Annotated in this window: 13 protein-coding genes and 1 other RNA gene; 8 read left to right on the forward strand and 6 right to left on the reverse strand. The window is 54.4% G+C overall.

Features of this window, described 5'->3' with window-relative positions; translation table 11 throughout:
• Positions 1-77: 77 nt before the first annotated feature.
• Both ydiK and rprA read left to right on the forward strand, forming a co-directional pair.
• Positions 78-1202, forward strand: a complete 1125-nt coding sequence (gene ydiK / locus ETA_RS10240; RefSeq protein ID WP_012441555.1) for an AI-2E family transporter YdiK — start codon at positions 78-80, stop codon at positions 1200-1202.
• Between the two features lie 261 nt (positions 1203-1463).
• An RNA gene (gene rprA / locus ETA_RS18825) (antisense sRNA RprA) lies at positions 1464-1572 on the forward strand.
• Between the two features lie 79 nt (positions 1573-1651).
• On the opposite strand, the gene ppsA is transcribed toward rprA, so the two are convergent.
• Entirely contained in the window at positions 1652-4027 is a 2376-nt protein-coding gene (gene ppsA / locus ETA_RS10245) for a phosphoenolpyruvate synthase (protein ID WP_012441556.1), read from the reverse strand.
• A gap of 464 nt (positions 4028-4491) precedes the next feature.
• Between ppsA and ppsR the strand changes: the two genes are divergently transcribed.
• From ppsR to ETA_RS10275, 6 genes are all read left to right on the forward strand, one after another.
• On the forward strand, positions 4492-5325 hold the full coding sequence (ppsR, locus tag ETA_RS10250) for a posphoenolpyruvate synthetase regulatory kinase/phosphorylase PpsR (RefSeq protein ID WP_012441557.1): 834 nt from the start codon (positions 4492-4494) through the stop codon (positions 5323-5325).
• 146 nt (positions 5326-5471) lie between these two features.
• Complete coding sequence (locus ETA_RS10255; RefSeq protein WP_012441558.1) at positions 5472-6518, forward strand: 3-deoxy-7-phosphoheptulonate synthase; 1047 nt, start codon at positions 5472-5474, stop codon at positions 6516-6518.
• A gap of 156 nt (positions 6519-6674) precedes the next feature.
• Positions 6675-7712, forward strand: a complete 1038-nt coding sequence (locus tag ETA_RS10260; protein WP_012441559.1) for a hemin-degrading factor — start codon at positions 6675-6677, stop codon at positions 7710-7712.
• A complete protein-coding gene (locus ETA_RS10265) occupies positions 7709-8530 on the forward strand; it encodes a heme/hemin ABC transporter substrate-binding protein (RefSeq protein WP_012441560.1) in 822 nt (273 codons plus the stop codon). The genes ETA_RS10260 and ETA_RS10265 overlap by 4 nt, the downstream gene beginning before the upstream one ends.
• A gap of 29 nt (positions 8531-8559) precedes the next feature.
• On the forward strand, positions 8560-9528 hold the full coding sequence (locus ETA_RS10270) for a FecCD family ABC transporter permease (protein ID WP_042958925.1): 969 nt from the start codon (positions 8560-8562) through the stop codon (positions 9526-9528).
• Complete coding sequence (locus tag ETA_RS10275; RefSeq protein WP_012441562.1) at positions 9521-10300, forward strand: heme ABC transporter ATP-binding protein; 780 nt, start codon at positions 9521-9523, stop codon at positions 10298-10300. Before ETA_RS10270 ends, ETA_RS10275 begins: the two co-directional genes overlap by 8 nt.
• Here the strand turns inward: ETA_RS10275 and ETA_RS10280 are convergent.
• The 5 genes from ETA_RS10280 to ihfA all read right to left on the reverse strand — a co-directional run bounded on the left by ETA_RS10280 (position 10297) and on the right by ihfA (position 14612).
• Entirely contained in the window at positions 10297-11736 is a 1440-nt protein-coding gene (locus tag ETA_RS10280; RefSeq protein ID WP_012441563.1) for a protein adenylyltransferase SelO, read from the reverse strand. The two genes, ETA_RS10275 and ETA_RS10280, sit on opposite strands and share 4 nt — an antisense overlap.
• Before the next feature lie 101 nt (positions 11737-11837).
• A complete protein-coding gene (locus ETA_RS10285) occupies positions 11838-12590 on the reverse strand; it encodes an EAL domain-containing protein (RefSeq protein WP_331421479.1) in 753 nt (250 codons plus the stop codon).
• Between the two features lie 338 nt (positions 12591-12928).
• A complete protein-coding gene (locus tag ETA_RS10290) occupies positions 12929-13387 on the reverse strand; it encodes a C40 family peptidase (protein ID WP_012441565.1) in 459 nt (152 codons plus the stop codon).
• 233 nt (positions 13388-13620) lie between these two features.
• Complete coding sequence (locus ETA_RS10295) at positions 13621-14166, reverse strand: glutathione peroxidase (protein WP_012441566.1); 546 nt, start codon at positions 14164-14166, stop codon at positions 13621-13623.
• A 146-nt stretch (positions 14167-14312) separates the two neighbouring features.
• Positions 14313-14612 (reverse strand): integration host factor subunit alpha, encoded by a 300-nt coding sequence (gene ihfA, locus ETA_RS10300; protein ID WP_004157378.1) that lies wholly within the window; start codon positions 14610-14612, stop codon positions 14313-14315.

Here is a 14612-nt window from a genome sequence, read left to right on the forward strand (position 1 = left end):
CTCAGGTTCAGGGTATTAAATTCGCCCGAGCTGAATTTTTAGCTAAATCGCATCTTATATGAGGTCATTGTTAATCGATGAAGAACGCGCAAAAAGGTTGGGACTTGGCACAAATCGTGTTTTCACTGCTGTTTATCAGCCTCACGATCGTCGCGTGTTTCTGGATAGTTCAGCCATTTATACTGGGATTTGCCTGGGCCAGCATGGTAGTTATCGCCACCTGGCCGCTGATGATCAAATTTCAGCGCCTGCTGTGGGGAAAGCGCTCTCTGGCGGTGATCACCATGACGCTGCTGTTGATTTTAGTTTTTATCATTCCCGTTGCCCTGTTGGTGAACAGCCTGATCGAGAACAGCGGGCCGCTGATCGCCTGGCTTGGCTCCGGGCATCTGCAAATGCCCGAACTCCAGTGGATGAGAAGCATTCCGCTGGTGGGCAGAAAGCTCTACTCGGCTTACCATAACCTGGTCGCCGGCGGCGGTACGGCACTGCTCGCCCAGGTACAGCCCTATATAGGCCGCACTACCGGCTTCTTTTTTGCTCAGGCCGGTCATTTTGGTCGCTTTATGATGCATCTTGGCCTGATGCTGCTGTTCAGCGTGCTGCTCTACTGGCGTGGTGAGCAGGTAGGCCAGGGGATCCGGCATTTCGCGTTTCGGCTGGCGTCACGCCGTGGCGATGCTGCGGTATTGCTGGCGGCGCAAGCTATTCGCGCCGTTGCGCTGGGGGTGGTCGTCACCGCATTAGTGCAGGCGGTACTCGGCGGCATCGGACTGGCCATCTCCGGCATACCCTTTGCCACTATCCTCACCGTGCTGATGATCCTGTCATGCCTGGTTCAGCTGGGGCCATTGGTCGTGTTGGTTCCGGCCATTATCTGGCTTTACTGGAGCGGTGATACCACCTGGGGTACGGTTCTGCTGGTCTGGAGCTGCGTGGTGGGCACGTTGGACAATGTGCTGCGTCCAGTGCTGATCCGCATGGGCGCAGACCTGCCGATGATCCTGATCCTCTCTGGCGTCATCGGTGGGCTGATCGCCTTTGGCATGATTGGCCTGTTTATTGGTCCCGTGGTGTTGGCCATATCCTACCGGCTGGTGTCAGTATGGGTTCATGAAGCCCCTGCCCCCCATGAAGATCCGCTGGCTGTGGTTGAAGAACTGGCTGAAGTGGATGCCGAGTCGCACCAGCTGAAGGTATAATTTTCCCCTTCCGGCCAGATCATCTGGCCGGAATCATTAGTATTTAGAATGATTTTCTAACTGAAATCGTAACGTCCGACGGCGAAAACCGATGCCGAATCGTGAGGTTTCACTTATTTCACCTCCTTAATTCGCTGAATTGTCTTTTTTTTACTCATTAAGACCGGTTAAAACAGGTTATCAGGCGAGAAAACATTATCGTTGATAACTAATAAGATGATTCTTAAAGACGCCGTAAACCCTCTTCCCTAGTATGACCTCAAGGTTTGAAATCACCTGTCTGATTTTGAATAAGCGTATTTCCCCAGAGTGAACTAAAGAATTGCTGTGTGTAGTCTTTGCCCATCCCCTGTGATGGGCTTTTTTTTGCAAAAAAAAGGACAATCGGTTAATCGATTGTCCTCGGTGTCAGCAGCCACCCATCGTCGGGCAGCCGTAGGGACAGGTAATTATTTCAGTTCGGCCAGGCCGATCCAGGTTTGTACCACGGTGTCCGGATTCAGCGACAGGCTATCAATACCCTCCGCCATCAGCCACGCGGCAAAATCCTGATGATCCGACGGCCCCTGCCCACAAATACCTACGTACTTGCCCTGCTTTTTAGCCGCGCGGATTGCCATTGACAGCAGGGCTTTAACCGCATCGTTGCGCTCGTCAAACAGTTCTGAAACCACGCCAGAATCGCGATCCAATCCCAGGGTCAGCTGCGTCATATCGTTAGAGCCGATGGAGAAACCATCAAAGAATTGCAGAAACTCATCCGCCAACAGCGCGTTTGAGGGGATCTCACACATCATGATAATTTTCAGTCCATTTTCCCCGCGCTTCAACCCCTGGCGTTCCAGCTCTTCCACCACCGCCCGGGCCTGGGCAACGGTACGCACAAACGGCACCATGATTTCAACGTTGGTCAGCCCCATCTCGTTGCGCACGCGTTTGACCGCCGCGCACTCCAGAGCAAAGCAATCGCGGAAGCTGTCGGCAACGTAACGCCCCGCACCTCGGAAGCCCAGCATCGGGTTCTCTTCTTCCGGCTCATAGCGTTCGCCGCCTACCAGGTTGGCATACTCATTGGTTTTGAAGTCCGACAGACGAACGATAACCCGTTTGGGCGCAAACGCGGCGCCAAGCGTGGCGATCCCTTCAGTCAGGCGGCCAATGTAAAACTCCAGCGGGTCATCGAAGCCTTTCATCATGCCGCGGATTTGCTGCTGTAGTTCGGGCGTCTGCTTATCAAACTCCAGCAGAGCCTTCGGATGCACGCCGATCATACGGTTGATGATAAACTCCAGGCGTGCCAGCCCGACACCTTCATTCGGCAGGCAGGCAAAATCAAAAGCCCGGTCCGGGTTACCTACGTTCATCATGATTTTCAGCGGCAGAGCAGGCATTTCATCCACCTGCGAACTTTTAACCTCAAAATCGAGCAGACCTTGGTAGACGTAGCCCGTGTCGCCCTCCGCACAGGAGACCGTCACTTTATGACCATCGCGCAGAATTTCCGTGGCGTGCCCGCAGCCAACAACGGCGGGAATACCCAGCTCACGCGCAATGATCGCAGCATGACAGGTGCGCCCTCCGCGATTAGTCACGATCGCCGAAGCCTTTTTCATGATCGGTTCCCAGTCGGGATCGGTCATATCGGTGACCAGCACGTCCCCTTTTTCAATCCGGTTCATTTCGCTGATATCGTGAATGACCTTTACCTCTCCGGCACCGATACGGTGGCCAATGGCACGGCCTTCCACCACGACTTTACCCCCAGACCGTAGCGTGTAGCGCTCCATCACCTGCCCATTCGAGCGAACCGTTTCCGGACGCGCCTGAACGATAAACAGCTTGCCGGTATGGCCATCTTTTGCCCATTCGATATCCATCGGGCGCTGATAATGCTTTTCAATCAGTACCGCCTGCAAAGCCAGCGCTTCAACCTCTTTATCACTCAGGCAGAAGCGGTCCCGGTCGGACTGCGGGACATCCTCAACGCTCACCTGCTCGCCGTGCTCCCGCGAGTCGGCGTAAACCATGCGGATCTTTTTCGACCCCATCGTGCGGCGCACGATTGCCGGCCGCCCGGCCGCCAGCGTGGGTTTGTGCACGTAGAATTCGTCCGGGTTCACCGCCCCCTGGACCACCATCTCGCCAAGCCCGTGCGCGGCGGTAATAAACACAACCTGATCGAACCCCGACTCGGTATCAATGGTAAACATAACGCCAGAAGCCGCGAGATCGGAGCGAACCATGCGCTGAATGCCCGCAGAAAGCGCCACGCCACGATGATCGTAGCCCTGGTGCACGCGGTAAGAAATCGCCCGATCGTTGAACAGGGAAGCGAAAACATGTTTCACCGCCACCAGCACCGCATCATAGCCCTGTACATTGAGAAAAGTTTCCTGCTGGCCAGCAAATGAAGCATCGGGCATATCTTCCGCGGTGGCCGACGAGCGCACGGCAAACGACGCCCCGGCATCATCGGCAGACAGCTGGCTGTAAGCAGAGTGAATAGCCTGTTCCAGCTCGGGCTGAAACGGCGTTTCGATCACCCACTGGCGTATCCGTTTGCCCGCTTTGGCCAGCTCATCAACGTCATCAATATTGGTCTTATCCAGCAGCTCATAGATACGTTGATTAACGCCACTTTGATCGAGAAACAGGTTGAACGCCGCTGAGGTTGTCGCAAAGCCATTCGGGACGGAAACGCCCAGCGATGACAAGTTGGTAATCATTTCACCCAGAGAGGCATTTTTACCTCCCACCCGATCGACATCGTGCATGCCTAACTGGTCATACCAGAGTACAAGCGGCGCTTCGCCTTGATTGGACATTGATTCAATCCTTGTAAGAAGTAATGATAAATGGTGCGGTACGGTATGTACTTTATGAGACTGGCACAGATGAAAGGGAGAGATAAAGTGTTGAATCGTTCAAGCTGGCGAAATCAATCACTTTAAGAATCCTCCGTGCTACATGTATCAGACACTCGGGGCAGTACTTATTTAAATTTCATTTAAAAACAGTTAGTTATAAAATCAGTATTTTAATGAAAATAGGTCCGCATAACGCTAGGTAATGATTCCTTATAAGAATGATTTTTTAAATAACGGCGACAAAAAGGCATAGCGATTGGAGAATTCATAGCAAATTCAATTAATATTTATGTACAAAGGCATTTTTTCAAATATAAATTTCATCATGAATGTTGATGATAATTTTCTCACTGGCTCATCTCGATTTGCCTCAAACAGGCAAACTCACTTAGGCTGCACAGACAACGACAGTCGGAGACAAGATGGACGTAAACACCGAACGCAGTGTTTTTTATATTTCTGACGGCACGGCAATTACCGCTGAAGTGCTCGGCCATGCGGTGATGTCGCAATTCCCTGTCGCCACGCACGGCGTTACCCTGCCCTTTGTCGAAACCGTACAGCGCGCTCAGGCGGTAAAGGCTCAAATCAACGCGCTGTATCAGCAGAGTGGCCTGCGCCCGCTGGTCTTTATTTCCATCGTAACGCCGGTGATACGCGATATCATTTTGCAAAGCGATGGCTTCTGTCAGGATATCGTGCAGTCTCTGGTCGGCCCTTTACAACAAGAGCTGGGGTTACTTCCAGCCCCGGTTGCAAATCGCACGCACGGGCTTACCGCGGGTAACCTCAGCAAGTACGATGCGCGTATCGCCGCTATTGATTATACCCTCGCACACGATGACGGTATTTCGTTACGCGGTCTGGAGGATGCACAGGTTATCCTGCTGGGCGTGTCACGCTGTGGCAAAACCCCCACCAGCCTGTACCTGGCGATGCAGTTTGGTATACGCGCGGCCAATTACCCGTTCATTGCCGACGATATGGATAACCTTAAACTGCCCGCGGCGCTGAAGCCCTTCCAGCATAAACTTTTTGGCCTGACGATTGAGCCGGAACGCCTGGCTGCCATTCGACAGGAGCGCGCCGAGAATACGCGCTACGCATCTCTGCGCCAGTGTCGGCTGGAAGTCGGTGAGGTTGAAGCACTGTTTCGCACCCAGCAGATCCGCTATCTCAACAGCACCAACTATTCGGTGGAGGAAATCGCCACTAAGATCCTCGATATCATGAGCCTGACACGCCGTATGTACTGAACGTCGTTCATGCCCTCTGACGGCAGCAAAATAAATCGGTGCTGCGCCTGCCGATTTGCGGTTGAAATCATCATGCTTTGCTTTAAGGTGAAGCGCATGACTTCCCGGCGTTCCTGCCGCGTGAAGACGGAATTCTAGAGAACGAGATGAACAAAACTGATGAACTGCGGACCGCACGCATTGAGAGCCTGGTTACGCCGGCTGAATTGCAGGAGAGGTTCCCGATCGATGCGGCCATTGCCGATAACGTGACAACGTCACGAAAACGTATTACCCGTATTCTTAATGGCGAAGATCCGCGCCTGCTGGTTGTGGTTGGCCCCTGCTCTCTACATGACCCGGTGGCGGCGCTGGAATATGCTGAGCGGTTATGCACACTGCGCGAAAAATACCATTCACGTATTGAAATCGTCATGCGCACCTATTTTGAAAAACCGCGCACGGTCGTGGGCTGGAAGGGAATGATTTCAGATCCGGATCTCGACGGCAGCTTCCGCCTCAATCATGGTCTGGCCGTGGCGCGTAAACTCCTGCTGGACATCAATGCGCTCGGTATGCCCACCGCCACTGAATTTCTCGATGTGGTGACCGGACAGTTTATTGCCGACCTGATCAGCTGGGGGGCAATTGGTGCGCGCACGACGGAAAGCCAGATCCACCGTGAAATGGCCTCGGCGCTGTCCTGCCCGGTGGGCTTTAAAAATGGCACCGACGGCAATATTCGCATTGCGGTGGATGCCATTCGCGCCGCGCGTGTGAGCCATATGTTCCTTTCACCAGATAAACGCGGCCAGATGACCATTTATCAAACCAGCGGAAATCCTGCGGGCCATATCATTATGCGCGGCGGCAAGACGCCCAATTATCACGCGGAAGATATCGCCGCGGCCGCAGACTGCCTGCGCGAATTTCATTTGCCTCCCCGGCTGGTTATCGACTTCAGCCACGGCAACTGCCTGAAACAGCACCGCCGACAGAAAGAAGTCGCCGCCGATGTGGCGCAGCAAATCCGCAATGGCTGCCAGGCGATTGCCGGCGTGATGTTCGAAAGCTTCCTGCAGGAAGGCACCCAGAAAGTTCAGCCCGGTATCCCGCTGCTTTACGGTCAGTCAATCACCGATCCCTGCCTGGGTTGGCAAGACAGCGCCGAGGTGTTGCAGCAGCTCGCGGATGCTGTAGACAGCCGCTTTTAATCGACCGGGCTGGCCCCCGGCGGGCCAGCCTGTTTTGTTTATCTCCCTATCCCCTCCGCACCGACTATTTCCCCTTGCGCGCCGCATCTTTTTGTTGATAATGATTATCATTCTGAATATGGACACGTCCGCTATCCCTCTGTAAGGACCACACAAATGACAGCACAATATCAACGTTATATTGAACTCAAAGCGCAACACCCGAAGAAATATGCGCGCGATCTGGCAGCATTAATGGGTATCAGCGAGGCGGAATTGACCGCTATCCGCTCAGGACACGAGGCGCAGCCATTACGTCCAGAGATGCGCGAACTGTTGCACGCTCTTGAGGCCGTGGGTGAAACAAAATGTATTACCCGTAATGAATATGCGGTGCATGAACATCTCGGCGTCTTCAGTCATGTTCATATCAATGCCCATGCCGGGATCGTACTTAATCCGCGCGCCCTCGATCTGCGCGTGTTCGTCAATCAGTGGGCCAGCGTGTTTCATTTACAAGAAATGACCGGCCATGGCGAGCGCCAGAGCCTCCAGTTTTTTGACCAGCATGGCGATGCGGTACTGAAAGTTTACGCCACGCAGAACACCCATACTGAAGCCTGGCAGCAGCTGATTGCGCGCTTCCGTGACGAAGCCCCGACGGATCTCAGCGTAACCCCAGTTCTCGCGCCGCGATATGCTGACGATTTTGATGCCGCACTGCTGGAAAAAGAGTGGCGTGAGATGACCGACGTCCATCAATTCTTCCGCCTGCTCAAAAAGCACGGCGTTTCTCGCCAGCAGGCATTTCATGCGGTTGGCAGCGACCTGGCACAGCGGATAGACAATGGCTCCCTGTCCTCACTGCTGGAAAGCGTGCGGGTGCAGGGGAATGAAATCATGATCTTTGTCGGCAACCGTGCCTGCACGCAGATCTTCACCGGGAAGATCGAAAAGCTGACGCCAATGGACAACTGGCTGAACACTTTCAATGCGGCCTTTACTCTGCACCTACAGGAGCAGCAGATCGCTGAAAGCTGGATAACGCGGAAACCCACCGTCGACGGCATCGTTACCAGCCTGGAGCTGTTTGCCGCTGACGGCACACAAATCGCCCAGCTATTTGGTCAGCGCAGTGAAGGCCAGCCGGAGCAGCCCGAATGGCGTCAACAGCTCACCAACCTGGCTCTGACGACTGACGGGGCCACGGCATGAAATCCCCTTTCGCCGCGCTGTTCACTTTATTCCTGACATTCTGTGCCAGCGCAACGGAGCGTATCGTCAGTATTGGTGGCGATGTCACCCAGATTATCTACGCCCTCGACGCGCAGCAGGAGTTGGTGGCCCGCGACAGCACCAGCCTGCATCCTGCGGTGGTGCAGAAGCTGCCCGACGTGGGCTACATGCGCCAGCTGAATGCGGAGGGCATTCTCGCCCTCGAGCCCACGCTGGTGATTGCCAGCGAACTGGCAAAGCCCACCCTGGCGCTACAGCAGGTTGAGAAGAGCGGCGTCAGGGTGATCACTATCACCGGGCAACCCCGTATCGACGCGATTGCAGAGAAGATCCACGCGGTCGCCGCGGCCTTGCATCGTGAAGAGGACGGCCAGGCTTTGCAGGAAAAGGTGAAAATGCAGCTCAGCAGCGTGCCAGGCCGCCCTTTGCCGATAAAAGTCCTGTTTATTCTGGCACATCAGGGAATGGGAACGATGGGTGCCGGCAGCGGCACCTCTGCCGATGCGGCGATCCTTGCGGCCGGATTGCAGAACGCCATGAGCGGGATAGAGCGCTACCAGCCATTATCCCAGGAGGGGGTGATAGCCAGCGCACCACAGCTGATCGTCGCCACCACTGACGGCATACGCACTCTGGGTGGTTCAGAAAACTTGTGGAAACTACCCGGTATCGCGATGACGCCGGCAGGGAAAGCACGGCAGCTGTTGATTGTTGATGATATGGCGTTGACGGGTTTTGGTATCGATACCCCGGCAGCCATCCTTCGATTACGCCAGGCTGCGGAAGCCGTGCCGTGAGATTAACACATCCCCGACGCTGGCTTTGCATGCTGGCCCTTTTGTTGCTTACGCTGACCGTCACCGCCGCTAATATCGGCCCTATGAAGCTGTCGCTTCCCCTGTTATGGCAGGCGGGCAGCGACAGCATCCTTTGGCAGATCTGGTCCGGCATCCGCCTGCCGCGCGTTTTGCTGGCGGTGTTGGTCGGCGGTGCGCTGGCCCTGTCCGGCTGCGTCATGCAGGGGTTGTTCCGCAATCCCCTGGCCGACCCTGGCCTGCTGGGCATCAGCAGCGGTGCCGCCCTGGCCGTGGCCGTTTCGATTGTGCTCTCATTCTCTCTGCCGGGCGTACTGATGTTGTATCTGCCGCTGCTGGCTGCGTTTTTCGGCAGTCTGGCCGTCACGCTGGTCATCTTTCTGCTCAGCCGTAAAGGAACGGGTGGCCTGAGCCGATTGCTGCTGGTCGGCATTGCGATAAATGCCCTGTGCGGTGCAGCCGTTGGCGTGTTGTCGTGGTTGAGTAACGATCAGCAGCTACGCCAGCTTTCGCTCTGGGGAATGGGCAGTCTGGGTCAGGCGCAGTGGTCAACGGTGCTGCTCTGTGCCTCCGTGGTACTGCCATGTATGGTGCTGGTGCAACGCCTGGCAAATCGTCTTAATATCCTGCAGCTGGGTGACGAGGAGGCTCACTACCTCGGCGTTGACGTTCCGCGCACGCAGCGCTATCTGCTGGTGTTCAGCGCGTTGCTGGTGGCGGCTGCCGTTGCGGTGAGCGGCGTGATTGGCTTTATTGGCCTGGTCGTGCCGCATCTGATGCGCTTTTGCCTCGGCGGCGACCATCGCTGGCTGCTGCCCTCTTCATTACTTAGTGGCGCGCTGCTGCTGCTACTGGCGGATACCCTTGCCCGAACGCTGGTCGCTCCGGCAGAAATGCCGGTGGGGCTGCTGACCAGCCTGATTGGCGGTCCCTGGTTCCTGTGGCTGATCTTACGTCGACAGGGAGGCCTGAATGGATGATGTACTGACAGCAAATGGGTTGAGTTACCGCCGGGGGCAGCGCTGGTTGATAGAGGATATTTCACTGAACCTGCGTTTAGGCGAAATGGTTTCGCTGATCGGCCCCAACGGGGCAGGTAAATCCACGCTGCTGCGCCTGTTAAGCGGATTTCTCCCCCCTGATCATGGTCAGTGCCTGCTGAATAACCAACCGATAGCACGCTGGCCCGCCGGGCAATTGGCGCAGCTGCGTGCGGTGATGCGTCAGCAGAGCAGCATGGCTTTTCCGCTCCGCGTTAGCGATGTGGTCGCGATGGGACGCGCGCCCTGGCCCCAGCAGGCGGTTAAACCGGTGGTGGAGCGGGTAATGACCCTGACAGGCTGTGCCGAACTGGCCAGCCGCGACTATCTGCAGCTTTCCGGCGGGGAGCAACAGCGGGTACAGCTCGCCAGAGCGCTGGCGCAATTGTGGCGTCAGGACGGGCCACGCGGCTGGTTGTTCCTCGATGAACCAACTTCAGCATTGGATCTTTACCATCAGCAGCACCTGCTGCGCCTGCTCTTCCGCCTGACGCGTGAACACCCGCTCAGCGTTTGCTGCGTGCTGCATGACCTGAACCTTGCCGCCCTGTGGTCAGATCGCGTGATGCTACTGGCCGACGGGCGGCTGGTTGCGCAGGGCGCGCCAGAAGATGTGGTAAACGAAACAATGCTGACCCGTTGGTATCACGCCGATGTGATGGTTCACCCGCATCGCAGCGAAGGGGTGCCCCAGGTGTCATTACGGCGTTAGCTTGAGCAGCTGACTTCCAGCTTTTTGCCCCAGTCGGGCGGGCGTTGCGCCAGGTCCGCATATTCTGGCGCATCGTCAAACGGCCGCGAGAGGGCCTGATGCAGTCGTGCTAACACACTAATATCATCCTGTTCAGCCCGTTCTATTGCCTGCTGCGCCAGATAGTTACGCAACACCAGCGCCGGATTTGCCAGCTTCATCGTCTGCTGACGTTCCTCATCGCTGCGCTCCTCCTGCAGCACCCGTTGGCGCCAGACGTTATACCAGCTGTCGAAGGCGTCACGGTCGATAAACTCATCGCGCATTGGCGAGCGTAACTGGAGCTGCTCACTCTGGCTAAGCTGACGGAACGTACGCGTGTAGTCACTGCCCTCTTTGGTCATTAGCGACAGCAGCCCGGTGAGAATATTATTGTCGTCCTTCGCGGGGGTCAGCAGCCCCAGTTTTGCGCGCATCTTTTCCCCCCAGCAGCGCATAAGCTCCGGCTCATAGCCTGCCAGGGCCTGTTTAAGCTGCTGTGGGCTCATCAGGCCTGAAAGCGCATGAGCCAGACGATTCAAATTCCACAGGCCGATCATGGGTTGATTTTCGAAACTGTAGCGGCCCTGGTGGTCAGAATGATTGCAGATCAAATCCGGCCGGTAGTCGTCGAGAAAACCGTAGGGGCCATAATCAAACGTCAGGCCGAGGATCGACATATTGTCCGTGTTCATGACGCCGTGCGCAAAACCGACGCTTTGCCAGCCGGCAATCATCCGCGCGGTACGCTGAACCACATCGCTAAACCACAGTAAATACCTGTCTTTCTCCTGCACTAATTCAGGCCAGTGGTGCCGGATCACATAGTCAGCCAGTTGCGTCACTTTCTCCGTTTGGCCCTGATAATAGTAATGCTCAAAGTGACCAAAGCGAACGTGGCTTTCCGCCACGCGCAGCAGCATTGCGCCAGCCTCTGTGGTTTCACGATAGACCGGTTCATCACTGGTCACCACGGTCAGCGCCCTTGAGGTTGGGATGCCGAGATGATACATCGCCTCACCGGCAAGAAATTCGCGCAGGGTCGAACGCAACACCGCCCGCCCATCCCCCATGCGTGAATACGGCGTAAGGCCTGCCCCTTTCAGATGCCAGTCAAATTTTCGCCCGTCGGGCAGCTGCTGCTCCCCGAGCAGCAGCCCACGCCCGTCGCCCAACTGCCCTGCCCAGACGCCGAACTGATGCCCGCTGTAGACCTGCGCCAGTGGCTGCATACCTTCGGCTAAACGCTCGCCGCTCCACAGCCCCACGTTTTGTGCATCAAACAGGCGCTCATCCAGCCCCAGGTCCTGCGCCAGTTCGGCGCTGTAATACAGCAGGCGCGCATTTTTAAGCGGCATGGGTCGCAGTGTGGTGTGAAAGCCATTCAGCTCATTCAACCAGGTATTATTAAATTGCATGACGCCTCTCCCAGCGCTATCGGGAACCGCCACGGCGGCGATCTATTCTGCTCAGTGTAAAGCGCCAGACGGCGGCAAAACACCGACTAACATAAGGGGTATCATATAGCGGGTTCTAACAGGTGATAAGGCGCTTCCAGCAGGCGCGTCAACGTTTCTTCAGGTTCGTTGATAAATATTGCCCCCTGAATACCGTCGAAAGCAAACGGACGAACGGTTTGCAGGTCGGCGAAGTTATCTATTCCCTGCACCACGACTTCCTGACAATGAGGTTTAATGTGCTCAAGAATAGCGCCAATAAATGGCTGAAAGGACAAGCGCCTGATGCCACGATGAATAAAACTCTTATCCAGTTTAATACGATAAAAGAGATCGTCGAAAATGGCTTTAGACGTTGCCTGACCCGCTCCGTAATTATTCAGGCTTAAACTAAAACCTTCACGCAGGCCCAGCAGATAATGATTAGCATCTCCGGCCTTCAAACCAGGAAAATTCTCACTAATTCCCAGTTCAACACAGTTGAGCAGGCGCATCTTCTTAAGTAATAAATCGCTTTCCAGGATGGTTTTGGCCAGCGCGATGTCAATATTAATGGCAACGTTGACGTTGTGTTGAATAAAGAAGTCATGATGTCTGGCGATGATATTAATTTTATCCTGCATCAAACGTAGGCGCTGCTGGTCATTAAGCTGAGGAGTTAAAATTTCCTGCGGGATCGACACGTTGGCCGCCGCATGAGTAAAGTGAGTTAACATTTCGACAGACATTAGTTGCCCGTCTGGTGCATAAATCGGACAGAAACCGTTATGAGTTTTATAATCCGCCTGCAGATGGATTTTCATTTCATTCGCCATTTTAAGCGGTGATCTCCGCAACCTGTATTCAACAACAGGACAAGCGCTTCGTCATCCCGTCGTCATTCAACTATTTTTGCTCATACTTACATTCCGGATCGCTAAACTATCACAAAAATACCACAAACAGTCCTTACCCGTGTCATCTTAATGAAAAGGGAGAATCTGTTATAGGCATTTAGTTCATCACTTCTTAACTAAAAAGGAGACTGATGCTTCATAAAATAACACTTAAGGGGAATTAACCTCATTTCGCAATGACCGTCCCCGCTTGCGCTAACATGGTTGATATAAATCAAATGGCGCTAAAATCGGCATTCAGACAGGTAGATAAAAGATTAAATTCGTCGTGCCTGCCAGAAAACTTTACGCCAGTAAACATTATCCAATGATGAGCGTGTGACTCCGCGACTGGTTGAGGCATGAATGAAATAACTATCCGTGTCATAAATGCCAACATGCAGTCCATTTTCCCCGCTGCCGGTTTTAAAGAAAACCAGATCGCCCGGCAACAGCTGTGACTTATCAATACGTGTCCCGATCCCGGTCTGCGCTGACGTGGTGCGCGGTAATTGCAAATTGAAACGCTCGCGGAAAGTCAGATAAACAAATCCAGAACAATCAACGCCGCCACGATCCATACCACCATAGTGGTATGGCGCACCACGCCATTGCCCAAGCTGGTCGTTTAACTGCGCAATAACGGTAATAGAATCTGCAAGCCTTGAATTCGGTGCGGGTGCACGGCTGCTACAGCCGGCCAGAACCATGACGATCAACAGTAGGAAAAAACGCATTATGCACGGTCCTTTATTGCTCATGGTTCTAATTTAGCGGCCAACCCGTAGGCTGGCAACTTTTGCCGTTGATCAAACCAGGCATGACCTGCCCATACTGTCGATAGTTGGGCTGATTTCGGCCAGGATGTGACCGACGCCCTTCAGAACGCGGATAAGGCCTGAACGCCCCTGCTGTAGCCCGTGCTAAAATGGGCGGCGAGGGATAGCGCCACTCGTCATATCAACCTGGGTTAGTGGCCCAGCGCCTTGCCGATACACTCCAACAGACGCGGGTCATTAGGCTCCATGTCGGGAGAAAAGCGCCCGACAACCTGACCATCACGATCGATGATAAACTTCTCAAAATTCCATAAAACGTCACCATACTCTTTCGGAGCGCGGCCTTTGCTGGCCATTTTTGCAGCAAACCCACTATTTTCAGGGGCAACAGTGTCCGGACGTGCCGCAATAAGCTTTGCATATAGCGAATGCCGCTGCGGGCCGTTCACCTCAATTTTACTGAACATCGGGAAGCTCACACCGTAGGTAGTGCTGCAAAACGTTTTGATCTCGGCTTCGCTACCCGGCTCCTGCTCGAGAAAAGCATTGCAGGGAAATCCCAGGATTGTCAGCCCCAGTGAATGGAGCTTTTTCTGTAAATTTTCCAGCTGTTCATATTGCGGCGTCAGGCCACATTTTGATGCCACATTGACCACCAGCAGCACTTCTCCCTGCCACTGGGCCAGCGTTGTTTTTTCGCCGTCCAGTGTCACCAGCTCGGTTTCAAATAAGCTCATCTTTTTTCCTGTTAGCTGTGGAGATAACAACCGCTTTCCTCATTTGAGGCCCCCTGACCGCCAGTTTTAAAACATCTTTACCGCTTCAGGCCCTATATCGAACGCAATGAAAAAGGCCGCTTGCGCGGCCTTTTGAACAACTGTCTTTAATCTTCTTTCGGCGTGGCGTTCTCAACCCGGCTTTTTAATTTCTGACCAGGTCTGAATGTCACAACCCGTCGCGCCGTAATAGGAATATCTTCACCCGTTTTAGGATTTCTTCCCGGACGTTGATTTTTGTCGCGAAGGTCGAAGTTGCCAAATCCTGACAGTTTGACCTGTTCACCGTTTTCCAAAGCACGACGCACCTCTTCAAAAAACAGCTCTACCAGCTCTTTGGCATCACGTTTGCTAAGCCCGAGCTTTTCAAACAGGTATTCAGACATTTCAGCTTTTGTAAGCGCCAT

This window comes from Erwinia tasmaniensis Et1/99, assembly GCF_000026185.1.
Taxonomy (GTDB): Bacteria; Pseudomonadota; Gammaproteobacteria; order Enterobacterales; family Enterobacteriaceae; genus Erwinia; species Erwinia tasmaniensis.